This window comes from Paenibacillus sp. FSL E2-0178 (genome assembly GCF_038593005.1).
In the GTDB taxonomy this organism is placed as follows: Bacteria; Bacillota; Bacilli; order Paenibacillales; family Paenibacillaceae; genus Paenibacillus_AQ; species Paenibacillus_AQ phytohabitans.
Window position 1 is genome coordinate 5,766,828 of record NZ_CP151953.1, and the last position, 25,599, is coordinate 5,792,426.

22 protein-coding genes are annotated in these 25,599 nt (G+C 53.8%); 8 read left to right on the forward strand and 14 right to left on the reverse strand.

What is annotated here, in order from left to right:
- Window positions 1-467: 467 nt before the first annotated feature.
- The 12 genes from MHI42_RS25265 to MHI42_RS25320 form a co-directional block, all read right to left on the reverse strand.
- Complete coding sequence (locus tag MHI42_RS25265; protein WP_342420988.1) at window positions 468-2,699, reverse strand: AraC family transcriptional regulator; 2,232 nt, start codon at window positions 2,697-2,699, stop codon at window positions 468-470.
- 183 nt (window positions 2,700-2,882) lie between these two features.
- Window positions 2,883-3,533, reverse strand: coding sequence for an urea carboxylase-associated family protein (locus tag MHI42_RS25270; protein ID WP_342420989.1), 651 nt, complete (start codon window positions 3,531-3,533; stop codon window positions 2,883-2,885).
- A gap of 24 nt (window positions 3,534-3,557) precedes the next feature.
- Window positions 3,558-4,241, reverse strand: coding sequence for a cyclase family protein (locus MHI42_RS25275; protein WP_342420990.1), 684 nt, complete (start codon window positions 4,239-4,241; stop codon window positions 3,558-3,560).
- Window positions 4,242-4,272: 31 nt separating this feature from the next.
- Window positions 4,273-6,087 carry an adenine deaminase gene (gene ade / locus MHI42_RS25280; RefSeq protein ID WP_342420991.1) on the reverse strand — a complete coding sequence of 605 codons (1,815 nt, stop codon included), beginning with the start codon at window positions 6,085-6,087 and terminating at the stop codon, window positions 4,273-4,275.
- A gap of 3 nt (window positions 6,088-6,090) precedes the next feature.
- The gene (locus MHI42_RS25285) at window positions 6,091-6,372 is read right to left on the reverse strand and encodes a EutN/CcmL family microcompartment protein (protein ID WP_340985320.1); all 282 of its coding nucleotides are present in this window, start codon (window positions 6,370-6,372) and stop codon (window positions 6,091-6,093) included.
- Between the two features lie 16 nt (window positions 6,373-6,388).
- Window positions 6,389-7,141: a hypothetical protein gene (locus MHI42_RS25290; protein WP_342420992.1), complete on the reverse strand. Its 753-nt coding sequence runs from the start codon at window positions 7,139-7,141 to the stop codon at window positions 6,389-6,391.
- 8 nt (window positions 7,142-7,149) lie between these two features.
- Window positions 7,150-7,431, reverse strand: a complete 282-nt coding sequence (locus tag MHI42_RS25295; RefSeq protein WP_019908484.1) for a BMC domain-containing protein — start codon at window positions 7,429-7,431, stop codon at window positions 7,150-7,152.
- A 104-nt stretch (window positions 7,432-7,535) separates the two neighbouring features.
- The gene (locus tag MHI42_RS25300) at window positions 7,536-7,937 is read right to left on the reverse strand and encodes a BMC domain-containing protein (protein ID WP_342420993.1); all 402 of its coding nucleotides are present in this window, start codon (window positions 7,935-7,937) and stop codon (window positions 7,536-7,538) included.
- A 76-nt stretch (window positions 7,938-8,013) separates the two neighbouring features.
- Window positions 8,014-9,471: a hypothetical protein gene (locus tag MHI42_RS25305; RefSeq protein WP_342420994.1), complete on the reverse strand. Its 1,458-nt coding sequence runs from the start codon at window positions 9,469-9,471 to the stop codon at window positions 8,014-8,016.
- An 851-nt stretch (window positions 9,472-10,322) separates the two neighbouring features.
- Window positions 10,323-10,589, reverse strand: coding sequence for a BMC domain-containing protein (locus tag MHI42_RS25310; protein ID WP_342420995.1), 267 nt, complete (start codon window positions 10,587-10,589; stop codon window positions 10,323-10,325).
- 51 nt (window positions 10,590-10,640) lie between these two features.
- Window positions 10,641-11,984 (reverse strand): UbiD family decarboxylase, encoded by a 1,344-nt coding sequence (locus MHI42_RS25315; protein ID WP_342420996.1) that lies wholly within the window; start codon window positions 11,982-11,984, stop codon window positions 10,641-10,643.
- A gap of 292 nt (window positions 11,985-12,276) precedes the next feature.
- Window positions 12,277-13,032, reverse strand: coding sequence for an AraC family transcriptional regulator (locus MHI42_RS25320; RefSeq protein ID WP_171721068.1), 756 nt, complete (start codon window positions 13,030-13,032; stop codon window positions 12,277-12,279).
- A gap of 327 nt (window positions 13,033-13,359) precedes the next feature.
- On the opposite strand from MHI42_RS25320, the gene MHI42_RS25325 reads away from it, so the two are divergent.
- From MHI42_RS25325 to MHI42_RS25350, 6 genes are all read left to right on the forward strand, one after another.
- Window positions 13,360-14,496 carry a BMP family ABC transporter substrate-binding protein gene (locus MHI42_RS25325; protein WP_042139960.1) on the forward strand — a complete coding sequence of 379 codons (1,137 nt, stop codon included), beginning with the start codon at window positions 13,360-13,362 and terminating at the stop codon, window positions 14,494-14,496.
- Between the two features lie 130 nt (window positions 14,497-14,626).
- Window positions 14,627-16,189, forward strand: a complete 1,563-nt coding sequence (locus MHI42_RS25330; protein WP_342420997.1) for an ABC transporter ATP-binding protein — start codon at window positions 14,627-14,629, stop codon at window positions 16,187-16,189.
- Window positions 16,182-17,228: an ABC transporter permease gene (locus MHI42_RS25335; RefSeq protein ID WP_342420998.1), complete on the forward strand. Its 1,047-nt coding sequence runs from the start codon at window positions 16,182-16,184 to the stop codon at window positions 17,226-17,228. The genes MHI42_RS25330 and MHI42_RS25335 overlap by 8 nt, the downstream gene beginning before the upstream one ends.
- Window positions 17,225-18,160: an ABC transporter permease gene (locus MHI42_RS25340; RefSeq protein WP_342420999.1), complete on the forward strand. Its 936-nt coding sequence runs from the start codon at window positions 17,225-17,227 to the stop codon at window positions 18,158-18,160. Before MHI42_RS25335 ends, MHI42_RS25340 begins: the two co-directional genes overlap by 4 nt.
- 231 nt (window positions 18,161-18,391) lie before the next feature.
- On the forward strand, window positions 18,392-19,348 hold the full coding sequence (locus MHI42_RS25345) for a nucleoside hydrolase (RefSeq protein ID WP_342421000.1): 957 nt from the start codon (window positions 18,392-18,394) through the stop codon (window positions 19,346-19,348).
- A 3-nt stretch (window positions 19,349-19,351) separates the two neighbouring features.
- Entirely contained in the window at window positions 19,352-20,743 is a 1,392-nt protein-coding gene (locus MHI42_RS25350; protein WP_342421001.1) for an ADP-ribosylglycohydrolase family protein, read from the forward strand.
- 111 nt (window positions 20,744-20,854) lie between these two features.
- On the opposite strand, the gene MHI42_RS25355 is transcribed toward MHI42_RS25350, so the two are convergent.
- Both MHI42_RS25355 and MHI42_RS25360 read right to left on the reverse strand, forming a co-directional pair.
- Entirely contained in the window at window positions 20,855-21,409 is a 555-nt protein-coding gene (locus tag MHI42_RS25355; protein ID WP_342421002.1) for a flavin prenyltransferase UbiX, read from the reverse strand.
- 154 nt (window positions 21,410-21,563) lie between these two features.
- Window positions 21,564-21,914, reverse strand: a complete 351-nt coding sequence (locus tag MHI42_RS25360; RefSeq protein ID WP_342421003.1) for a DUF2294 domain-containing protein — start codon at window positions 21,912-21,914, stop codon at window positions 21,564-21,566.
- A gap of 211 nt (window positions 21,915-22,125) precedes the next feature.
- Between MHI42_RS25360 and MHI42_RS25365 the strand changes: the two genes are divergently transcribed.
- Complete coding sequence (locus MHI42_RS25365) at window positions 22,126-23,667, forward strand: response regulator (protein ID WP_342421004.1); 1,542 nt, start codon at window positions 22,126-22,128, stop codon at window positions 23,665-23,667.
- Window positions 23,668-23,775: 108 nt separating this feature from the next.
- Complete coding sequence (locus tag MHI42_RS25370) at window positions 23,776-25,599, forward strand: histidine kinase (RefSeq protein ID WP_342421005.1); 1,824 nt, start codon at window positions 23,776-23,778, stop codon at window positions 25,597-25,599.

Here is a 25,599-nt window from a genome sequence, read left to right on the forward strand (position 1 = left end):
GACTAATCTTGCACAAAATACAACATTTCCGCTCAATATGCGCTAGCTAAGCGGGGATTGTTGTATGAAATGCAACATTTTGCCTCATTCTAGCGGCTAATCGCGAGGATTGTTGTATTTCCTACAACAATCCTTATAAATGCCCTGTATTGTTGGCTTAGAGTTGTAATACGTACAACATTTAGCTTGTCACAACCAATTTCAATGGGAACCTAACGGGAACAGGAATAGGAGCTGGAGCTGGAGTTGGATTGGGACTTGAGCTGGAGCTGGAGCGAGCTGGGACCGGAAAATGGAACTGGCACTTGAGCTGGAACTGAGACTTGAGGTGGAACAGGAACTAGAGCTGGAATTGGATTGGAACTGGGACTTTAGCTGGAACTGGAACCGGAATTGGAACCAGCTACAGCAGAACAGCCGGAAATGCCAGCATAGCCGGCACTCCCAGAACATTAATGTGTCAACTATTAAGCATTCTTCGAACGCCGGTAATCCGTAGGCGTCGTTCCGAAGCTGCGCTTGAACATCCGGTGCAGATAAGAGCTGCTGGTGAAGCCGCAGCGCTCGGCAATGCTCGTTACCGGCAGGTCGGTGTTCTCCAGCAGGGCGCATACCTCGCGCATCCGTACCTCCAGAATGACATCGACGATACTATTCATGGTCTGCTGCTTGTAAAGGCGGCTGATATAGATCGGTGACATATCCAGCTCATCAGCAATCTGGTTGAGGCTTAGGTTCGGCTTCATGTAATTCTCGTTGATCTTGCTATTGATGAGGCAGATCAGATCATGCTGCTTGGAGTTCTTCTTCTCGTCCAGCTGTTCGCGCAATGCAGTGAAGAGAGCGGAGAAGGCCTCCTCCAGCTCGTCAATGGTCTCAATGGAATCCAGGCAAGGTAGCCCGCTGATTGCGTCATTTTGTAAACGGTTACGTTTCTGAACGGTATTCACGATCTCCCTGACTGTCACGCTGAGTCTGGATACCGTTAACTGCACCGTCTGAAAGGGAAAGGCTTCGGTCTCCCGGATAATGCTGCTGAACTGCCCGGCAGCGTCCTCCAGTTTACCGCTCAGGAGCGCATCGGTGAGCTTCTTCTCCTTGTCGGTAGGATAATGATACGTACTGGACTCAAGAGCACATATGTCCTGGGCGTTAATGATACAGCCATGTCCGTAGAACAGTCGGTGATTCGACGCTTCCCGGACCTGCCTGTAGAGCTGGTGCAGCTGGCCCGCGTTATGGTCAATATGACTGTAGGTGAGGGTAAGGCTTAGCTTCAGATAGTCGGAGCAGGCCTGCTGGATCTGCCGGAGCAGCGCCTCAATCAGCCCGGTATCCGTATATTCCACGGGATCGATAATGTTCAGCAGCACAAGGATGCCGTCATCGTTCATATCCACAGTCTCGACCCGGTAGGTCTGGCCGCAAATTTCCGAAGCGATGTTCATAATGGCAAACTTGGAGGCCAGCAGGTAGGAAGAGCGGGCTTCCCTGAACTCTTTGTAGTGATCAATCCTCAGCAGGATCAGGCGGAAATCATCATTGAAGGTGAAGTGAATCCCGAGCTGGCGCAGCTTCTCTACCTGCTGAATAGACTGCAACGGCTTGAGGCCGAGAATGAGATCGCGCAGTGTATTTTGCCGGATCATGAACATGCTGTCGCGTTTCTCCGTCTCGAGAATATTCATCTCGCTGACAATCCGGTCAATCGGCAGATACAGGCTTCTGGACATGATCCAGGAGAGGCCGATGCCGGCCACCAGAACAAGGGCTGCAATGAGCAGGGTGGTGTTGCGGATAGTATTCGTATGCTCAGTAATGTTGTCGTAGGGGGTAATCCGCACATACTGCCAGCTTAAGTCATCCGGTGCAGTATAAGAAATCAGCGAGTTCACGCCTCCGAAGGGCCCGATGAAATAACCTGCCTCCTGGCCTTTGATACGCTGTTCAATCCATCCGGCTTCCTCCGGGGAGAGCTCCTGCTGCTTCAGGCTGTTGCCGGACAGAAAAGCCCCCTGATCGTCCAGAATGTAAGTGGCGCTGGCAGAATTAATAGGACTGGTGATTTCCTTATTGATCCAGGGGGCAGAGATGTTGACGATTACCGCAGAGTTGATGGCCCGGTCCCAGCCGATGGCATCCAGACACAAAAAAGTATAAGCACGAACCTGGTCATTCTCCCGTGCACCATTGGAATAGACTCTGGGAATCGGTGTGAAAGCCTTATAGTCCTGATAATGGCCGAGGATATCCAGAATGGGGGTGTCCACCAGCTCTTGCTCAGTAAATACACCGTTCTGTCCGTGGGAAGAGGCGATGTACAGCTGTCCGCTTTTGGGATTATAGACATAGATGGACTCAATATAAGGCATGGAGCTCAAGTAATTGCCCAGCTCGGACATGGCTGCCGTGACATCATAGATATCGGGCTTGTCGTAGAAAACAATTTTGGAGATCGTACTGTTGCGGTAAATTTGAAAAGAAAGCGATTGCGCAGCATCGGTCATGTTAACGACTTCCCTGCTGGTCTGCGTGAGGTTACCGAGGTCGGACTGGAAAGCCTGCTTTTTTTCCACACCGATATAGTAATTGTAATAGATGATGGTGGAGACAAGAAAAGTTAAGGAGACGCAAAGCGTAATACTGACTAATAACCTGCTGTACAATGCTCTTCGATTGCCGAGTTTGTGCAGTCCCATAAACAGCCCCCTGATTCACTGTGTACTCTGGCGATACCGGCCTGATCTATATTGTTCATAGTACAATTATAAGCTGCATACCATGAACGGGACAGTAGAGCAAGGTTACAACAGTGAACAGGATGGAGAATCGGGCAGTGAACAAATGCAAGATTTGTGTACAAAAGCTACCATAGTGCAGTTTTAACGATACGGTATATCCCGGTAAAGCGGGGGTACAGCCGGAGCTGGTTCAGTAATCTGCATCATCAGCGGGGTTACCTTGAAGCCGTTGACCGGGGCCAGATCCTGCGAGCAGGAGGAGAGGGCGACGATCACATCGGTCAGTGCCAGGAGCGCGACATAATCGCCGGGCCGGGAGAGCGGCTCTTCAATGACGTAGTCGAGATTCCCGTCCAGCGCATTGTTCATGAACCAGTTGATGGGATCAGGCAGCTCTTTGTGACCCAGCTGATATTTGTGCAGCGCCTTCTGCAGATTGTCATGGCAGTTCGGATGCTCCTCCAGCCCGAAGTCGATCTTATAGCGGTAATAGTCGCATGCCGGAAAAAAGAAATCATGTTTCTCCACCGTATCCTTCGTCAGCTGCATAAGCGGTCTGCGGCGGTTGCTGTAGAGGCCGTCGCCGGGCTTGAGCCGGATACTGCTGAGCGAGGACCTCATATGTACGGGGGAGACATGCTCGTCAGGGTCTTCGGCATTGAAGCAGACGAAATCACCCACCTGCTTGCCCTCGGTATCGATGATGTAGAGCGTCTGTCCTCGGCGGACCCGCGCGCTTCTTCCCTCATAGGCCGGTACCAGGATTTCTTCAATTACCTTGTCTGTGGTCACGGTACAATCACCTGCCTCATCTGTTTATTCTATGAATACTGCGACGGCACGGATGGGGGAGCCGGTGCCTCGGCGGATCCGGAGCGGAAGTCCGAAATACAGGAAACGCTTCTGGGCGATCAGATGCAGATTGCACAGATTCTCGGTATTGGTCATCCGGTACTCACGGCAGATCAGGTGGCCGGAAAATAGCAGGTCCAGCGGGTTATCAATAGAAGGCGCATCAATGCCGATGTTAATGATCCCCTGCTTCGCCAGCCATCCGGCCGCTTCATAATCCAGGCCAGTATAGCGGGTCAGCCATTCTTCAGTGCCGTAGGCACGGTTATAATGTCCAGTGTACAGCAGGACGATATCGCCTTTATCCAGATGGAGATGGTCTTTGCGCAGCGCCTGTTCCAGATCAGGCCGGGTAATGTAGGCATCCGGTGAAATATGGGAGAGGTCCAGGCAGACAGCCGGTCCGTAAAAATACTCCAGCGGCATCTCATCAATCGTCGGCCCGTGCGGATCATATTCGTAAATCGCATCGCTGTGGGTCGGTCCATGCTCGTTAATCAACAGGTTGTTCGTGGCAAACTCGAAGCCGAGCTTGTTCTTACTCTCTTCATGGCTCATATTTGGGAAGATCATCGTCTTCTGATGCGGCGGAAAAACCGGCATTCCCTGATAGATTTCCTGTGAGAGATCAATCACTTGAATCCCCATGTAGCGTACTCCTTTCATTTAAAATACGGGCTCAGGCGAGCGGCGGCAGCACGGTGAAGGCATCGGCGTCGATCAGGCCGATGTCGGTGATTTTCCAGGCCGGGCTGGTGACCAGCGACAGGAAGGAGAGATGCATGAACGGGACATGCAGCGTACAGCCCAGCTCCTCGCGGGCCAGCCGGTGCAGCTCGGTAATTCTTGCGCTCATCTCTTTGCCGGTCAGCTCATCGGTCATCAATCCGCCGATGCGCAGCGGCAGATCGCCGACCACCTTGCCCCCTTCGATCATGGCGATGCCGCCGTCCATCGCGATGACCCGGTTGACCGCAGTCACCATATCGGCGTAATTGGTGCCGGTGACGATAATATTATGGGTGTCATGCGCCACGCTTTCGGCGATGGCACCGGCCTTCAGCTTCATGCCGCGGACGAAGGTTTTGCCGATCTTGCCGCTGCGGCCATGCCGTTCTACGACGAGCAAGGGCAGCAGATCCTCTTCGACAGAGGGCTGCACAACGCCATCCTTCACGGCAGCGGTGAAGATGCCGGAGCCGGTCAGATTCTGGTCGGGGATGACCTCGATGGCGCGGACCCGGACTGTTCCTTGGGCGCCTTCAGCGGAAAGGTATAGATCTTCCGGCTTAACCGGCTTGCGCTTCACAGACTTTTTAACGGAGTCCGGATAGATATAGGAGGGGATCTCGCGGGTCAGCTCGCCATCACTGGCAACCTTGGCTCCGCTGATATAGACTTCGGCAATGGTCATGTTCGTCAGGTCGCTGATGACGGCGATATCGGCCTTCTTGCCTGGAGCCAGCACGCCGATATCCTGGAAGCCGAAATGGGTAGCCGGATTAATGGTGGCCATCTGAATTGCCTCAACCGGATCAATGCCGACGGCGATCGTCCGGCGGATGATATCATTCATATGGCCGTGCTTCAGCAGATCCTCCGGCACCATATCGTCGGAGACCAGGATGGCCCGCCGGGAATCCATACCTTCCTCGGTGATTGCCCGGATGCACTCCGCCATATTGCGCTGCGAGGAGCCTTCGCGCATGAATACACTGACCCCATAGCGCAGCTTCTCCATCATTTCTTCTTTGGTTGTTGTCTCATGGCAGGAGACATGGCCTCCGCCGCAGATGATGTGGGCAGCCAGCTCCTGGCCGGACAGGCCGGGGGCGTTGCCCTCAATGCTTTTGCCGATAGCCTTGGCATAGGACACTGAAGCGAGCAGATCATCGATCAGGTAAGGGGCGTTTCGGTATACGGGATGGACGTTGCTGAAGCCCTGCAGCTCGCCGATTCCCTGAACATGGTCGTCATTCAGCAGTTCCTGCATGTCTTTGGAGCTGATATCTGCGCCTGCGGTCTCAAGACCGGGTACATCAGGCGTCAGGCAAGGGACGGTGAACAGCACGCGGTTCGGCAGGGTCTTCGCTTCTTCAATCATCGCCTTCATTCCGGGAACGCCCAGCACATTGCCAATCTCATGCGGATCAGCCACCAGCGTGGTTGTTCCGGTTGGAATCGACAGCTTGGAGAACTCCGTAACTGTCAGCATCGCACTTTCAAAATGCATATGTGAATCGATAAAGCCCGGACTGATGAATTTGCCGTGCATATTCTCGACTACTGTGGACGGGCCAATCAGTTTATCAGCCTCGCCCACAAGCAGAATCCGGTCACCTTTAATAGCTACATCCCCGGGGTAAATCTCACGGGTGATTACGTTGATAATGTAGCCGCCCTTCAGTACCAGGTCGGCATGGAGCTGGCCGGAGAGCAGCACATCAATCATCCGCCGCCGCTGAATCGCATCTTTGATATCGGTTGTCAGCATAATCTACAAGCCTCCTGCTCTGGGACAATCCACACTATCCACGATTCCGACAATTGCGGCATCTATAGGAGCATTAGGATGCGTCGACGCCCGTGAAGCCACGCTGCCCACTGCATAGATAATGGTCTCTCCGATGCCTGCTCCTACAGTATCAACCGCAATAAGCGGCTGTCCCGCAGGGGTGTTATCGGGAAGAATGGGCTGTACGATCAGCAGCTTGGCACCGACGAGGTGCTCGTCTTTGCGCGTAGCCACAACGTGTCCTGTAATGATTCCCAGCTTCATGTGATGGTCACCTCTTCTATTCAAATCCTGCCTGTTTAATCTCAATTCCGTATTGCCGGGCGGTGTCCCTGGCCAGGGGGGTAATCACTGCCGGACCTTTCAGACGGATGGTGGTTCTGCCCAGCTTGGCTGCTGCGGTGATATCCTCCTCTGTCAGCACCTGCTTCCTCGGCGGTTCATTACTGGAAGACAGCCAGCTTCCTAGACCGCTGGGCGCCAGGAGCCTGATCCCGTAGCCGGATATTGCGGTCACCATGCTGCGCATTTTCTCTTTCAGCAGCGGACTGGCCTGAGATAAACCCTGCTCGCTCCAGCGGTAATGTTCCGGCTCCGCTCCGAGAGTAAGAGCGCCCACCGGCTTGCCGGCACATAGGTTCTCGACAATCAGCCTCACGAAGGGATGCCCGGTATCCAGCTGAACGAGCCGGGACAGGAGCGACAGCGATAGTACAGGAATCAACAAGGCGTCAGCATCGGCAGGAGAGAGTTTATGGGCCTGCCCGGGGGGGATAAGGTCATCTACTCCGGTTTGTCGTGCAAGTTCTCCGGCGTTTTTGGTTTCAAGCAGCTGATCTTCCGCCCATAAGCGCAGCCTGAGTTTCTCCGTACTTAAGCTCCGCAGCGCAGCGTAACCTTCCTCCATACCGATAAAATGGCCGGCCAGCAGCACCAGCACCCGGGGATATTCCTCATTCAGCGCTGCCGTTCTGGACCGGTAAGACAATCCCAGCAGGGCATTCTCCGCAACTGTGCTATGCCGGCTGTCCATAGGAGTGCTTATTCAATGCCTTTGGACAGCAGTGCGCGTTCCACTTCACTGTGCGGACGGGGAATGACATGAACGGACACCAGTTCTCCGACCCGCTTGGCAGCGGCGGCTCCCGCATCCGTAGCGGCTTTTACCGCGCCTACATCCCCGCGTACCATAACCGTGACCAGACCGAAGCCGATTTTTTCATACCCGCAAATTTCCACGTTTGCTGCCTTCACCATGGCATCCGCCGCTTCAATTGCGCCTACCAGACCTTTAGTTTCGATCAATCCGAGTGATTCTCCCATTATAAAAACCTCCATAAGATTAAATTAGTTAAGCTGTATTCAGAAATGCCTTGTTGAATAAAGGCAAGCAAACAGTGGGGTGTAGTGGATATTCAGAACTAAAATTAAGGTTCTGAAATATCCGGGGTATCGCTGGCGGCATCGGCCCCGCTGGCGGCCCCGGAAACCGCTGCTGCTGCGGTTCCGGCAGCGGCTGCTCCGGAGTCTGCCGGCAGGCCCGGCAGGAATCTGGACAGTATTTTGCGGTTCACATCTTCGTGGGCCTTGGCGATGACATGGGCGGAAATGACTGTACCTATCCGCCGGGCTTCGGCTTTGCCTGCATCTACCGCTGCGCCGACTGCAGCAACATCACCGCTTAAATGAATGGTCACACCGAGTGAACCGCCGACGCCGATAACCTTCTCAACGGCAATCAGCTGCACATCCGCCGCTTTCAGGGCCGCATCTGCGGCGGAGACGGCGGTGGTATATCCGAGAGTCTCAATTAATCCAAGTGCCTGCATCACCGGCACCTCCTTTGTTATTGATGGGCTTAGTCTTTAGGGCTGCTTGGGCGATAGGGCAGGATTCCTTGCTTTATCAGAGTTGCTGCTGGTCTGCAAAGCGTGTTAACCCAGGCAGCACGTTTGCCAGCTGAGCGGAGGTTCCGCTGATTATGCAGTAGCTGCGTTCGGCGCGGAGGCTAAGGCCTGCATCCGGGCAGCCGCCGAGCAGCTGTTCCGCGAGGCCGATGCTGCTCCAGCGCGAGGCGGCATCGATTACGGCAATGGCCTCCTGCTGGCCTGCAGCCAGATGCCGCCGCAGCAACGGACCGGGCTGCAGGCTCGTGTATACCCGGACCCGGCGGGCGGAATCCCGCTGCAGGATGCCGGTGAGCTCCGTCAGCAAGCGGTCCAGCTTGGCGGAATCGTTGCTGAACAGCCGCAGCTCAAAGCTCCCGCCGCTGGCACCCCACTGGATATCTGCTTCCAGAGCAGGATCACTGCCCAGCAGTTCTTCTGCGGCGAACAGCTGGCCCGGATGGCAGACAGGGACGCTTAGTATGCCTGCTGAGCTGCAGCTGCGGCCAGCAGTGCCTAGCACGCCGCGAAGCCTGCTGCTGATTACAGGGAACAGCCAGGCATCAATAGTTCCATCCCGGATGAGGGGGAATGGAGTGTCCGGTGAAGCGGCATTCCGGGAGTATGGTATTCCAGCTGAATCCTTGATCTGGGTAGCGCCAGCCCCCGGGATACCGCCGGGCCGGCAGGGAATATCTCCGGCTGAATTCTTGCCCGAATGCTGAGCACCGGCTGGAATAGAAGCCTGCCCGCTCCCGGAAGAATGCACGCTCCCGGTAGGAAGGGTGCGCAAGAGCAGAGGGGACAGACAGCGCTCGGCAAAGCTCTGGTGATCCCCAGGAACAGCTGCTGCCGGGGATCGTCCGGTAGCTGTGGATGCTGCCGGCTGCTCTTGAAGAATGTGTGAGGTGCGGAGCTGTGCAGCCGCATCCGGCAACCGGATTGGAGTAGGGGATGCGCCGGGCAGTCCGTGTGATTGGTGTGATCCTAGTGATTCTGGTGATCCGTGTGATACCGGTGACTCTGTCGAGCCGGGGTCACCGGGCAGACCAAGCAATGCGAGCCGCTTCCCGGCCTGCTGCTTCTGGTAATTGACCCGCTTGATCCCGCCCGGAGGTTGCGGACAATCCCGGGGACTGCTGCAAGTGTCCGGGCAGTCCGCCTGCTTGCTTGCTGAACAGGAAGGGCCGGCGGAAGCAGAAGCCGGAGCAGAAGAAGCAGAAGCAGCAGTCGCACCCGGAGCCGGAGCAGAAGAAGCAACAGGAGCAGCAGGAGTAGCCGTAGCAGAAGAAACAGAAGCCGGAGCGGGAGCAAAGACAGAAGCAAGCGCCGGAGCTGGAATAGGAACGGTAACGGGTGAAGTAACGGTAACAAGTGGAGCAACGGTAACAGGTGAAGCGACGGAAATGAGAGCAGCAGGAGCAGGGTGATTTCGCTCCAGAATCTCGGCAACAATACTCTTCATGAAATCGGACACGGGTAATCACCTCCTAAACTAACTATTAATGCAATGCAGTATAAGTCTACTTAAGTCTACTTAAGTCAACTCATCAGACGACTTTTCTGACAACTTGGTTCGCGTTGTTCACACGCAGAGAAGTGCTGCCAAAAGGAGAAACCTCCACTAATTATGAGGAGAGTTCTATTTATAGCGGGCAGTATAAGGCTGAATTTAAGACACTAACGAAAATCCTGCACGAAATACAACATTCTCCTCGTGAAATCGAGCGTAATCCGGAATTGTTGTATAAAAGGCAACAATCTTCCCACATTCAAGCTGCCAAGCGGACAATTGTTGTATTTCATACAACAATCCTTACAAATTCCCTAGTATCGGGGTATCTAAGTTGTAATACGTACAACTTTTAGGCCAGTACTTACAGATGTGCTTACAGTAGTACTCACAGTACTTACAGACGTACTTACAGACTTACTTACAGTAGCGGCTAGGAGGTAGTACTCACAGATGTGCTTACAGTAGCGGCTAGGAGGTAGCACTTACAGACGTACTTACAGTAGCGGCTAGGAGGTGGCACTTACAGACGTACTTACAGTAGCTGCTAGGAGATAGTACTTACAGCTGTACTTAAGCTAGCTCGCTTCGCTGCCGGGCAGCGGGCCGGAGAGTAACGCGTTAGTCCTCGGGTAGAGTGCTACGTGTTGTGTATAGCCAGCGCAGCTCCATGGCTATTCATATACAGCCGCAGAACCGTTTCTTGCATTCCCTCTACCCGCCCTTTAGAACCGCCTTGCTCCGGTCACCGCCGCTTTGCAGCCTGTTTAGCTATAGTCAGTCTTAGGTGCATGTAGTTCTATAGTTCAATCCATCTACAGCAGCATCCGCGCCAGATCCGGGTGCGGACGCGGAATCACGTTGGAGGAAATCAGCTGTCCTCCGGCCCGGGGGCAGGCGGTGATACCGGCTTCCACAGCCGCCTGAACTGCGGCGACATCGCCTTCGATGATAACCGTTATAAGTCCGGAGCCGACGCGCTTGAAGTCGACCAGCTTCACATTTGCTGCTTTGCACATCGCATCCAGTGCTTCGAGGGCCGGGGTTAGTCCCCGGGTCTCGATCAATCCGATCGCTTGCATGATCCACCTCCTGTTAAGCTAAATTGTGTCTCGATGATCCGGCTTCATCGTCTATAAATAACTCGCCAGTTCAATTTCCTCCTGGCCGGGGATGGAGGTCCGCCGGTAATGCTCCGCTTCAGCCAGCGGGAAGGTGGCGTCGATGCCCATTTTGGCGGTGACGCCGCGCAGGTTGTGCGAGGGCTCGAGCGGAGAACCCTTCGCTCCAGTGACAATGAAGGTGTCCAGATCAGCCTGGACACGGGTGGCGATGGCCCACTCCACATCAAGCGGGTCCAGCAGGTTGACGTCCTCGTCGACTACGACCACATGCTTGAGATCCTTGTCGCCGGCGAAGGCGGCGAGCAGGGCGGTTTTGCCGTCGCCTTCCTGCACCTTCCGGATGCGGATGACCGCATGATAACGCCCGACGCCGCCCATGGTGATGTGAACATCTTTGACACCGGGGACGACCTGGCGGACGGAGCCCAGCAGGGCAATCTCACGTGCAATGGCCATCGGCAGCTTCTCCTCATAGCTGGCCGGAAGAATGGTCTGCCAGACCGGATTGTTCCGGTAGGTGACAGCAGAGAATTCGACGACCGGCTGCTCGGTGCGCGGGCCGTAGTAACCGCCGAGTTCGCCGAACGGACCTTCCGGTTCGCGGACCCGGGGGAGAATCCGGCCCTCGAATACAACCTCGGCCTCGGCCAGCACTTCAAGATCGATCGTCTTGCAGCGGACTACTGCAAGCGGCTGGCCGAGCAGGGCAGAGGCGACCTCCAGCTTATCGGCATGGAACAGGTGGGTGCTGACCTGGGAAGCCAGCACGACTGCCGGGACGATGCCGAACATGAATGCCGCCTCCATCGGCTCACCGCGTTCCTCGAATTCCCGGTACTGCTGGAATAATTCAGGGGAGGAGATCAGGATGCTGGTCCGGTTGCCGTCCAGCAGCTGCATCCGCCGGATGGAGGTGTAACGCTTCTGCCCGTCCGCGCCTTTGACGACCATCACCCCGGAGACATAATAAGCTCCGCTGTCCAGGGCGTTATAGGTGCAGACCGGGAACAGCTCCCGCAGGTTAATCCGGCTCGTAATCACGTTGTCGTGTACCGGAGCCTGCTCACAGCTTCTCGTAGGCAGCGGATGAACAACGGCCTCGATCAGCCGTGGCAGCAAGTCTTCCGGCTGCATGCCCATACTCTCGGCGAGCAGCTCTTTGGAGCCGCCAAGACCGGCTGCCATCGGGACGGAGTAGCCTTTTACCTTCTGGAAGACCATGGGCTGCCTGCTCTTCACGGCCTTAATCACGGCCCCAAGCTCGAACTTGGGGTCCACCTCCTTGCGGATCTTTAGCAGTCTGCCGCTGCGTTCCCAGTGCTCCAGCAATTGCCGCATATTCATGAATGCCATCCGGCTGCACCTCCTTCACCTCATTAATTGTTGTACTGCACATCGTTGTAAGCTTCAGCGTGCCTTGACTCGCACACCTTCCAAAAAGGGAATAAAAAAAGAAGCCGCAGACATAGAGAAAAAAGATTCTCTAAATCGCGGCTTCCTTCATTCTGTGAACAGAAATGGGGCAAACCTTATATTGGGGCAGCGGATCTGGATATAATCGGGATCAGCCGGTGTAAGTCATCATCACGTAAGCTTAAGTTCCATTATAGTGAAAAAAAGCGAAAAGTAAATGACTAATGTTATATTATATAACCTTACTTCTGATGCGGAAAGTACGCGGGGAGAGTCCGCTCTCTCTTTTGAACATATTGCAGAATTGGGCATCATTGACGAATCCGGCAGCGGAAGAGACCTCCGAAATATGCATTTGGGTATGCAGCAGCAGAGATTTGGCATAATCCAGGCGCTTCAGTACAAGATAACGGTGCGGGGAATGTCCAAATCTTTCCTTGAACAGATGCCGGAAGCGGTCGTAGCTATAACCGGACATTTCTGCCAGAGAGGACACGGAGAGCTTATGGCGGTAATGCTCATTCATATAATTCAGCACATACTGCATCTGATCCTCTGCCGGGGAATGGAAATCCGAGGCGGCGAGCAGCCGCTGCAGATACACGGTAATTTCGCTCATTTGCAGATTCAGCAGCTCGGCGAACCCGTCGCGCTTGCGCTTGAATTCCGCATTCATCCGCTGCAGGGTCTGCAGTACGGTATGTTCCTTATCATCGTCAAAAACGCCGGATAGTGTATTGATAATCGGATTGCCGCAATGGAAGCCGACGAACAGCACCTCCGGGCTGGGCTGATGATTCTCGTCATGCTTGAAACCTGCCGGAATCAGGCCAAAGGTGAAGGGCCGGAAATGATAGCTGCGTGGTCCAATGCTGCAGGTTCCCTGGCCATGGATATAATACACAAGCTCGAAACATTCATGCTGATGCGGAGGGATATACGTATTTGCTTCATGCTCTGCATTTACAATATATAGAACACGGTCCATGATGAGCCTCCCTTTATCGTCATTTAGCCGAATCGTACAAAAAGATGACCGAAAATATATAAATATTTATCTTTTCTTTTGTTATGATCTTATCAATTAAACCGAAGATTCTCAACTGGACTGGCCATCTTGTTCGGATTTATGCGGTTTTTTCGAGAAATGTAACATGAAATGTTTGGTTTTCAAGGTAAATTGCTTGTTTTCAGAATTTCAACAGTCTTTTATTCATGCTGCCCGATGCTATCCGTTAGACAAAACGTGTAATTGGAACTTTATGCTATTTTATCAGCGTTGATCTATTACAAAACAGGGGTGTGAACTTAGAAAATGAAAAAGAAGATGCTCGCTTTATTGCTGATGGCGGTTATGGTACTGGTCACTGCATGCGGAAACAACACGTCCGGCAATGGTAATGCGGTCAACTCCGGAACAAATGCTGAAGGCGGAGAGGCTGCTGCAGGGGACAAGCTCAAGGTGGTGCTGCTTATTCCGGGAACGCTGGGCGACAAGTCGTTTTTTGATGCGGCAAACAGCGGCCTGCAAAAAGTGAAGGACGAGCTAGGCGCGGAAACGAAAGTGGTCGAAATGGGCGCGGACAAGACGAAGTGGGAACCTACTTTTAATGATATTGCTGCTGAGGATTGGGATGTTGTCATCTCGGGCGGCTCGGAAATTACGGAAATGTTCAATGCAACGGCTGAGGCGAATCCGGATAAAAAATTCATCAACTACGATACCGATATCGATGAAGCGCCTGAAAATATGTACAACATGTCGTATTCGACCAATGAGGTCTCTTTCCTGGCAGGGGCGGCAGCTGCACTTGCAACACAGTCTGATATGCCGAATGCCAACCCGGAGAATGTGATCGGATTCCTGGGCGGGATGGATATCCCCGGCATTAATGCTTTTCTGGTGGGCTACATCCAGGGCGCACAGTATGTTGATCCGGATGTGAAGGTAGCGGTATCCTATGCCGGAGATTTCGTGAACCCTGCCAAAGGCAAGGAATTGTCGCTGATCCAGTACAACTCGGGTGTGGATATTATTTTCAACGTAGCCGGCGGTACGGGACTGGGAATCTTTGATGCAGCCAAGGAAAAGACTAAATATGCTATCGGTGTTGATTCGGACCAGGCGCTGCTGCTGAAAGATACGGATAGTGAAAAAGCAAACCTGATTGTCACTTCCGCGATTAAAAAGATCGATACGGCCATTCTCGGCGCAGTGAAAAAACTGCAGGACGGGACGCTTGAGATGGGCAAACGCGATGTGCTCGGCTTCGTTGAAGACGGCGTAGGCATTGCTGAGAACGACATTTACAAAGACGTATTCCCTGCTGATCTGCAGGCTAAGGTGGAAGAAGTGAAGCAGAAGCTGATTAATAAGGAAGTTACCGTCGACAATGCGATGGGCATGGAAACGGCTGAAGTCGAAGCAATCCGCAATGCCGTGAAGCCTTAAGATTATTGATCAAACATACTTTATAAAATGAAAATGCGTATGCAGCTCCGCAGTTGGAGGCTCTTCTCTTTGGGAGAGCTCCAGCTGCCTATTTTTGCAGACCACCCAAGTTGAAAGGCGTTGATGACCCATGGCAAATGCTCTGCTGGAAATGCGGGGAATCACCAAAGTATACCCGAATGGCGTTGTAGCCAATAAGGATGTCGGATTCTCCCTGCGGGAGGGCGAAATCCATGCGATTGCGGGAGAGAATGGAGCCGGTAAATCGACTCTGATGAAAATCATGTTTGGGATGGAGGAGCCAAGTGAAGGCGCGATCTATATCCGGGGAGAACAAGTGAAGCTGCAGTCCCCGCAGGACGCAATTGACCGCGGCATCGGCATGGTTCATCAGCATTTCATGCTGGTACCTTCTTTTACTGTGGCCGAAAATATGGTGCTGGGCATGGAGCCTAGAAAAGGTGTGGGCTTCAATGCTGGCGAAGCGGTGCGTCTGACGGAGGAAACGGCACGCAAATATAACCTCTCGGTAAACGCCAGGGCTAAGGTGGAGGATCTGTCGGTCGGCATGAAGCAGAAGGTGGAAATTCTGAAGGCACTGGTTCGCGGGGCCAAAATCCTCATCCTCGACGAGCCGACCGCCGTGCTGACTCCGCAGGAAACAGAGGAGCTGTTCCATGAGCTGCAGCAGCTTAAGGAGCAGGGCCACACCATCGTGTTTATCTCCCACAAGCTGAAGGAAGTTAAAGCAATCTGTGACCGGATTACCATTATGCGCGGCGGCAGGAGCGAAGGAGTCTTCCAGACCCGCGAGGTGACGGAGCAGGAAATTTCCAGGCTGATGGTCGGCCGCGATGTCGTGCTGAAGTACGACAAGGACAGCATTCCGCACGGCAAGCCGGTGCTTAGGGTAGAGCAGCTGGCTGTTTCGGATAGTCAGGGCGAAGCACTCCTCGCGGAGATTAGCTTCTCGGTCCGCGAAGGCCAGATTGTCGGCATCGCCGGCGTCGAAGGGAACGGGCAGACGCAGCTGATTGAAGCGCTGACCGGCGGTCTGCACGGCGTCTCCGGCAGCGGGGCGGTTAGTGTAAAAGGCACGGATATCCGCGGACTGGATATTCTGGGCATCCGCAGCCTGGGCGTATCTTATATCCCGGAGGACCGGATGCGGCAGGGCTCCGCCGGAGACGCCAGCATTGCCGACAACCTGATCTCTACGCGCTACCGTTCGAAGGATATGAATAAGGGGCCTTTTCTCCACAGCTCCAAAATTGCTGCTCTGGCGTCATCGCTGGTAGAAGAATTCAAAGTGCGCTGCTCCGGCACCCGGCAGCCGGTCGGCATGCTGTCCGGCGGCAATATGCAGAAGGTGGTCGTTGCAAGGGAGTGCTCCACGAATCCGCAGCTGCTGATCGCTGAGCAGCCGACCCGGGGTGTGGATATCGGGGCTGCGCAATTCATTCATCAGAAGCTGCTGGAGCTGCGCTCGGACAAATGCGCCATAGTTCTGGTATCGGCGGATCTGAATGAAATTCTGGAGCTGAGCGACAGTCTCCTTGTGATGTATGAGGGGCAGATCGTTGCGTATTTCGATAATCCTTCTGCCGTGAGTGAGGAAGAGCTGGGACTCTATATGCTGGGAATTAACCGGCAGGACAAAGAGCAGACCGGGAGGGCCTTAAATCATGTTTAGAGCTAAATATTTTGAGGCAATCCGGACGGCAGCGGTTATTGTCATTGCGCTGATTATCGCATTCCTGATCATCTCGCTGGTCAGTGACCAGCCGCTCAAGACGATTGGCATTTTCCTGCTGGAGCCGTTCTCCACTAAGGGGCATATCGGCAATGTCATTGAGATGGCCATTCCGCTGATGTTCACCGGCCTTGCCGTCTCGCTGCTGTTCCGGGCCAATATGTTCAACCTGGGGGCAGAGGGGATCTTTTATTTCTCCGGTGTCGTGGCCTCTGTACTGGCGATTCATCTCAGCCTGAACAGCTGGCTGCATCCGCTGGTGGCGATATTGGCAGGCTCTATCACTGGGGCGCTGCTGTCAGCCATTCCCGGAATTCTCAAAGCGAAGTGGAACGCCAATGAACTGGTGACTTCGCTGATGTTCAATAATATCCTGTTCGGGGTGGGGCTATACCTGCTGAACTATCATCTGCGGGATGCCAAGGCCTTCGCCAACGTTTCGTTTAAATTCGAGAAAACTGCGCAACTGAGCAAGCTTTTTGCAGGCACACGGATTCATACCGGACTTATTATTGTATTGGTGCTGATTGTACTGGCCCATCTGTTCCTCTACCGGACCAAATGGGGCTATGAGCTGCGGATGACAGGTGTCAACCGGGAGTTTGCCCGTTACTCGGGCATGAAGACTGCCAAGGTTATCATTCTCGTGCATCTGATCGCCGGGTTTATTGCCGGGATGGGCGGCTCGGTGGAAGTACTCGGGATGTACAGCCGCTTTCAGTGGACCTCACTGCCGGGCTACGGACTGGATGGTGCCCTGGTGGCGATGCTGGCCAAGAACAATCCGCTGTCTGTCATTGTCTCTGCGCTCTTCCTGGCCTATATCCGCATTGGAGCCGATCTCATGGCGCGGCTGTCCGATGTACCGTCCGAGATGATCTCGATCATTCAGGCTGTGATTATCCTGCTGATTTCCGCTGAGCAGTTCCTCAAGTTCTGGAAGAACCGCATGCTGCTGAAGGAGGCGAAGCAAGCATGAACAGTCTGCTGGATGTCATTCTGACGACGGATTTTGCCTTCTCTGTACTGCGTGTGACAACACCTATCCTGTTCGCTGCACTGGGAGCGCTCATCTCGAACCGTGCCGGCATCATCAACATCGGGATGGAAGGGATTATGCTGGTCTCGGCTCTGGCCGGTGTTATTGTCAGCGCCTATACGCATAGCGCCTGGGTCGGGCTGCTGGGTGCGGTATTGTCGGGAACGCTGATTGCCGGGATTTTGGCCTTTTTCACCTTGAAATTCAAGACGCATATCATTCTAGGCGGTGTGGCGATTAATATGTTCGCCTCAGGCGGAACAGTGTTTATTCTGTATCTGCTCAGTGGGGACAAGGGTTCATCGACCTCCTTGGCAAGCAAAGTACTGCCGAGTGTGCAGATTCCGCTGCTGAAGGATATTCCGGTGCTGGGTCCGATTCTGTCGGGGCATCACATTCTGACTTATTTCTCGATTCTGTCCGTGCTTGTGGTCTATTATCTGCTGAACCGCACCCCGCTGGGGCTGCGTATCCGCTCGGTAGGCGAGAATCCGCATGCGGCCCAGTCGGTTGGAGTCAGCGTGGTCCGGATCCAGTACACGGCGCTGCTGCTCAGCGGCTTCTTCGCCAGTCTGGGCGGAGCTTATATGTCGATGGGCTATTTGTCGCTGTTCACCCGTGATATGGTGGCCGGCCGGGGCTGGATTGCGATTGCTGCTGAATCCATGGGCCGGAGCACAACCGTAGGAACAGCGCTAACCTCGCTGCTCTTCGGCACAGCCGATGCGCTCTCCAATGCCCTGCAGGTGCTGAAGATTCCGGCGGAGCTGATCGCTACGCTTCCTTACGTGGCGACGGTAGTGGGGCTGATTATATACGCGGTCTCGGAGACAAGGAAGAAGAACAAGAAGCTTAAAACTACTGTCAAATAGATAGCTCTATAGATGTACTGAAGAAAAAACGAAAAGCAAATAGAAGCGGAGGGGAAATTTGGAACTGTAGGAGCGATAGCGACCGCCTTTGTCACCGGATTTCTACCGCGAAAAGCGGTTCAAATCATGAAAATCTGGGGACAACAGCGGCCGAAAGTCCAAATGTTCACCGCAGTGACGGCCAAGCTTCAAGTTCAAATCTATTATTAAACCTACAAGGGAGCGACAACGATGCCAACACCTATCATAATTGACTGCGATCCGGGGCATGATGACGCGATTGCCATTCTGCTTGCGCTGGCTCATCCCGGACAGCTGGAGATCCGGGGCATTACCACGGTTGGCGGCAACCAGGTTCTTGATAAAATCACTGATAATGCACTCAAGGTGCTTAGCTTTGTAAATGCCGATATTCCCGTGGCCAAGGGAGCGGCGGCTCCGCTGCTTGGTAAGCTGATAACCGGAGAAGCAGCACATGGGGAGTCCGGCATGGACGGCCCCGCGCTTCCGGCGAGCAAGTTCAAGCCGGTGGAACAGGGAGCGGTAGAATTCATGCTGGAGATTATCCGCGCATCCAAAGAGAAGATTACCCTGGTGCCTACAGCTCCGCTAACGAATATCGCCCTCCTGATTACCGCGTATCCGGAAGTGAAGGACAGAATCGAGAAGATCTCCCTGATGGGCGGCGGGCTCGCCTATGGAAATGTGACCCGGACGGCGGAGTTTAATATATATGTCGACCCGGAGGCAGCGCGGATTGTCTTTGAATCGGGGATTCCCATTGTGATGAGCGGACTGGATGTGACGGATAAGGCGGCGATTTTTGAAGAGGAGATTCAGGAGCTGAAGACCCGTGGACCCGTATCGGTAATGGTCGGAGAGCTGCTGGATTTCTATTCGATCTACGGCAAAAAGATGGGTTATATCGGCAATGCGCTGCATGACCCGTGCGCGATCGCCTGGCTGCTGCATCCGGAGCTATTCGAATCGGAGCATCTGCATGTTACGGTGGAGACCGAAGGCAAGCTGACCCGGGGGATGACTGTTGCCGACCGGCGCAAGAAGCCGGAGCAGCCTGCCAATACAGAGGTGCTGCTTGGCGTAGACCGTGAAGCCTTTATCAAGCTGCTGTTTGATTCACTGGAGCGGTTAGACCGCGGGCTCCTGCCTGCGGCGGGAGCATTGTAGCGGATGGCAGGCTGGGAACGTCTGCAGGAGACGGTGCGGCTGGAGCTGCAGCAGCGGATTGAGGAAGGCTGCCGGCCAGGCAGTCTGGCAGAGAAGCTGGCTGCTGCCGGAAGTGATGAGGGCAAGCTCATGGAGGTATACCGGGAGCTGATGGCCCTTCCCGTGGCTGCCGACTTTCCTTACGAGGAGCCCTCGGATCTGGCGTCGATCAGACGGCTGCGCCCCGGAGGTCCGCGTAAGCTTGCGGTGAATTGGACACCGGAAGAGTGGAGGGACAGGTTCTATGGAGCGTGGCTTGGCCGGAGTGTAGGCTGTGCGCTGGGCAAGCCGCTGGAATACTGGGATTATCTGTACGGGAAGGACGGCCGTACCGGCTGGGAGAACATCGAGCTGTGGTTCCGCGGCGCGGATGCCTGGCCGATTACAGGGTATACACCTGAGTATTCTACGGCCCGGGCGGAATACGGTCTGGGCTTAAGCGACTGGTCATTCACCAGTACCCGGGAGAAGATCAGCTACATGGAGAGTGACGACGATATCCGTTATACGCTCCTCGGTCTGATGCTGCTGGAGCAGAAAGGGCTGGACTGGGATTCCTGGGATATCGGCAAGCTGTGGCACGGGCATCTGACCTACAGCCAGGTATGTACAGCAGAAACACAGGCCTATATGAACTTTGCCGGTGAAACCTCCCATCTGCACGGTGAGAAGCCGGAGGATTGGCCGCTGCGGCAGGAGCGGGTGCGCATGCATCTGAATCCGTACCGCGAATGGATCGGGGCGGCCATCCGTGCGGACGCCTTGGCCTATGGAGCGGCCGGGAATCCCGAGCTTGCTGCGGAGCTGGGCTGGCGGGATGCCTCCTTCTCCCATGTGAAGAACGGGATCTATGGCGAAATGTTCAATGCTGCAATGATCTCTGCTGCGTTCGCGGGCCTCGACAATGAAGAGATTATAGAGATTGGGCTGAGCGAAATTCCGCAGACGAGCAGACTGGCCGGGGATGTGCGGACCGGAATAGCCATTGCACAGGAAGCGGGCAGCGAGCGGGAGCTTGTCAGCAGGCTATGGGACCGGTTCAGTCATTATGACCCGGTGCATACCAATAACAACGCCGCCATCGTTGCAGCTTCGCTTATATACGGCGGCAATGACTTCGAGAAAGCCGTGGTTACCTCTGTCTCTGCCGGGATGGATACCGACTGCAACGGTGCCACAGTCGGCTCCATTATGGGAGCGAAGCTGGGCGCAGCCCGGCTTCCCGCCAGCTGGACCGCACCGCTGAATGATCTGCTGTACGCGGATCTGCCGGGCTTCCACCCGATTGCGATTTCGGAGGTTGCCGAGCGGAGCTATCAGGTGTTCCTGAAGATCCGTGCAGAGCTGGGAGAATAGGATTAGCTTGGCTTTCATACATTATTTTTCTTAAAAGAACAGGGAAGCCCGCAGCCATGCCACACTGACTGCGGGCTTCCCTGTTCTCGGCAGAAGGCCGGCACAGCCCTCCTAAGATTCCCCCCAGCGCTTCATCAGCTGATGGTCAATCCCCAGTGCGTCTAGAACGCGGGCATTCATGAAATTCACCAGCTCCCAGATCTCGGTCGGATGATTGTAAAAGCCCGGTGAAGCCGGCATGATATCCGCCCCCGCCCGGGCAATCCGCAGCATATTCTCCAGATGAATCACATGGAGCGGGGTTTCGCGCGGAACGATAATCAGCCGCCGCTTCTCCTTAAGTACTACGCTGGCTGCCCGGCTAAGCAGTGTATCCCCCATGCCGTTAGCGATAGCTCCCAGCGTATTCATTGAACAGGGGATGATGACCATCCCGTCGGTTTTGAAGGACCCGCTGGCCACGGGTGCGAACAGATCCGTATTGGACAGCACAGTGGCATACCCGGCCAATTCCTGCATATCCGCACCGCACTCGTATTTCATCACATTCTCCCCGGCACCTGTGGCGATGACATAGGTTTCAGCCCCAAGCTGATGCAGGCTGCGGATCAGGGAATAAGCGTATATGGAGCCGCTGGCTCCGGTAATGCCGACGATAATTTTCATGGCGTAAGCTCCTTTTGAAATGAAAAGAAGCCGCTGAACTAGAGGGGTATCCCTCTAATCAACGGCTTCCTTCAGTCTGTAAACAGAAATCGGGCAAACCTTAGGCCTAATCAGCGCACCCAGAATACAATCCGGACGCCGCCGCTTCTACTTGTTATTCACTGATGATGATCGTGCTGGCCCAGCCTGTGCCCGGATCATAATCCCGGAGTACACCGGTGACGGGCAGATCCAGTTCATCGGCCAGCTTCTTCCGGAAGATCCGCTTGAACTCCTGATGGAGCGCAGCATCCACCGATTGCTTCAGCTCGGGATAGTTCTCTTCCAGCGCCCGCAGTGCAGTTACCCGCTGATGCTTCACCAGAAAGAGGATCATCGATTCGCCGGCGGTATCAATTCTCAGCTGTGTGACACCCACCCCATACAGTTCCCTATGCACTTCATTGTAGCAGCGGGAGAGGCGCTTCTTGAATTCGTTGGAGGATAGAAGACTGTTTACCGTCAAGAATATCACTTCCCTGTGTGAGATAATGCCGGATAATCAATAAAATTAACCCTAATTATAGAGAATATCCGCAAAAAGTAAATGACCAATGTTACTTTATATGACTCGGGTATCTGATTAAGTTGTAATTCACATCATTGAACTTGTATGTTAGCATTATTTGTAATTCATTGGCTGACAAAATTTAGATTCGGGGATTGGAGCGAGGCTCATGCTGAAAGTCATGATTGTTGACGATGAACCGTGGGTTCTTGAAGGACTTAGGACGATGGTCGACTGGGAGAAATCCGGTTACGAAGTATGCGCCGAAGCGCTTAGTGCTGTGGAGGCCCTCAGGTTAATTCAGGAGCATAAGCCGGACCTGCTGCTTACGGATATTAACCTTCCCGTAATGAGCGGACTTGAGCTGATCGCTGCCGTGAAGGAAGTGATGGACCATCCGCCCAGATTCGTTATTCTGAGCGGATATGACGATTTCAACTATGCCCGGACTGCGCTGCGCCAGAAAGTGGACGGCTATCTGCTGAAGCCGGTTGATGATGAGGAGATCGAGGCGCTGTTGTTAAAGGTCAAAGCGATCATCCAAAATGAAATCGCTTCCAGAGACGAGAGCCGTAAGAAGCACAACCTCCTGGTGAATAATCTGATCAACCGGTTCATTCAGGGGGAATGGAGCGAAGAGCTGGAGCGCGCAGCGAATAGGCTGATGGATATTCAGCCTGATACGGAGCTGCAGTGTATCCTTGCTGCTGCTGTATCAAGCACAATGAGCCTGAATGAAGGGAATGGGGAAGGATTTCCGGATGAGCTTGGCTATGTCTTTCAGGACCCTGCGGGCAGGCCGGGTCTTATTGTGCGGTGTGCGGGGATGTCCTCCGAAGCCATTGAGGCAGCAGCCGCCCAGGTGCAGAGGGCACAGTCGGAGAAGCTTGGCGTTCCTGTGGCCGTACTGATCAGCGGCAAGCGGAAAGGGGCGCGCTCCATCCAGGAATTGTACACACAGAGCCTTGAGGTCTGGGGATTAAAGTACCGCAGGGAGAAGGGCGGAATCTTCTACTATAACGACCTGGGAGCAAAGGGCCAGTCCCTGGAATTAGCTGAAGGGCACTTCACCTGTGTGCTGGAGAAGGTTAAGGCAGGCGAGACCGGGCAGATTCAGAGCTGTGTCAGGGAAGCGTTCGCTGCCATTACGGCCAAGCCGCTGAAGATCGATGCTGCCCAGGCCGAGGTGGCCCATCTGGAGATGACCTTATGCCGGAGCATCGCTGAAATGCAGGGAGATCCCGACCGAATCATGAACGCGATGCGAACGGAGTATGGCAATCTGGGCGGACTCGCGGATTATTACAGGCTGAGTCTGTATGTGGACAAGCTCTGCCTGCAGGCAGCGGCTTATCTGGCTGAATTACGGGCGGATAATGAAGGGAATACGATCTATAATGTCATTCAGTACGTGGATCTTGAATTCCGGAGCAAGCTGCAGCTTCAGGATATTGCCAAGCAGTTTCATATGAACTCGGCCTATTTGGGCCAGCTGTTCCGTAAGGAAACGGGCCGGAGCTTCAGCGATTATCTGAATGAGAAACGGATTGAAGCGGCCAAGGGCCTGCTTAAGCGCACCCAGCTCAAGATATCGGATATCGCACTGCAGGTGGGCTTTTCGAATACGGATTATTTTATCGACAAGTTCAAGGGGAGGGTTGGTTCTTCACCTTCAGTCTACAAGAATGCCAATAAGAACAAGCAGCTATGAGATAACCCCACAAAGTGGGGCTTTGGCTTCGAAGGTTACTCAGGTACTTTGCGGGGACCCCGAGATCTTATGAATTTTATAATGATAAGAAAGCCGGGTGCATAAGGCATGTGGAGAAAAAGATTCAAATTCACGACGATTGTTAACGATATCCCGCTCAATTACAAGTTCTATCTGATTTATATTGTCGGCGTACTCCTGCCTATAATGGTGCTTAATCTTGTATTTCTGGACCGGATTACGGATCTTATCAAATCCAGAGAACAGCAGAACCTGGAGATTTCCCTGGAGCGGGCGCGCAAGGATATTCTTGATTTCATCGAAGGGGGGGTCTCCGTCGGATATGCATTGTCTACGGATAAGAATCTGTACGAGATGCTGGACCGCACCTACACGGACTCCATAGAATTCTATAATATGTTCGACGAACAGCTGAGGGACCGGATGAACAGCTACATGCCTGTCAACAACCAGCTGGAGCGGATCAGCATCTACACAGACAACCGCACCATTGTATCCGGCGGGAATTACCAGGTCATGAATGACAAGGTATGGGCCAGCGACTGGTATAGACAGGCTAAGAATGCGAGTACCCAGGTGTTTGTGACCGCCTACCGGACAAGTGAGAACAAGAATCTGGCATCGTCAATCCCTACGCTAAGTGTGGTAGAAACGATGGATAATTACAGAAATTTGAATAAGTATGAGAAGGTGCTGCGCATTGATCTGGATCTTAATGAGATCTACGACATTATTGTCCGGGAGAAGGATTACTTAAGCCTCTACCTCATCAATGAGCAGAACAAGATTGTCATGTCAGCGGACAGCGGCTATCAGCGGCTCACCAAAGAGCCCTATCCCTTATTCGATCAGCTGGGCAACGGTCAAGGTCAGGAGGAGGATGTTCGGATAGTAGCTGTGGGTACGGCCAACTATCTCAAAGGCTGGAGAATTGCCGGAATCACCCAGGGTGAGCGGATTTCCCAGGCGATTCTGGATATACGTCTGTACGCGGCTGCGCTGGCAACAACGCTTACGCTGCTGACCAGCGGGTTCATCTATATTATGCTGCGCTCTTACAATTACCGGGTGAAACGCCTGTCCCGTCATATGCAAAAGGTGTCTAACGAGAAGTTTGAGCTGATCACCATCGATGAGGGGCGGGATGAGATTGGCGGCTTAATTCACAATTTCAACCGGATGACCTCCAGAATCCACTCGCTGATCAACGATGTGTATAAGCTTGAGATCCAGAGCAAGAATCTGGAGATGGAGCGCGTCAGGGCGGAGCTGAACTTCCTGCAGAGCCAGATGAACCCCCATTTTCTGTTCAATACGCTGAATGCGATTCTGGTGGTCTGCACCAAGAACAAGTATTCCGATGTAACGGATATTGTGAAAAGCCTGTCGAAGCTGCTGCGCAGGCTGCTCAGCTGGAAGGAAGACCTGGTGTCGGTGCAGGAGGAGATCACATTCATCGAGATGTATCTCAAAATCGAGAAATTCAGGTTCAGGGATAAATTCGACTATGTTTTTGAGATTGATGAGCAGTCACTGAAATATAAAATTCCGAAGCTGAGCATGCAGCCGCTGGTCGAGAACTCCTGCAAGCATGGATTGCAGACGATTGAAGGGCTTGGCATTATCCGGGTGAGCACGGCAGTGCTGGATAACAGGCTGCAGATTAGCGTATCGGATAACGGCAAAGGCATAGAGCCGGATAAGCTTAAAGAGCTGCTGTTTGCCATCCGCAAGGAGGACTCCTCCGGGGCCAATATCGGAATCCGCAACGTCTACCGCAGGCTGGAGCTATATTATGCCGATCAGGTGCGCTTCGAGATATCCAGCACACCGGGTCTGGGGACCTTAGTCACCTTCGGCATTCCGCTCAGGCTGCTGGAGATGAATCATCCCTTGGAAGGCGAGGTGTAA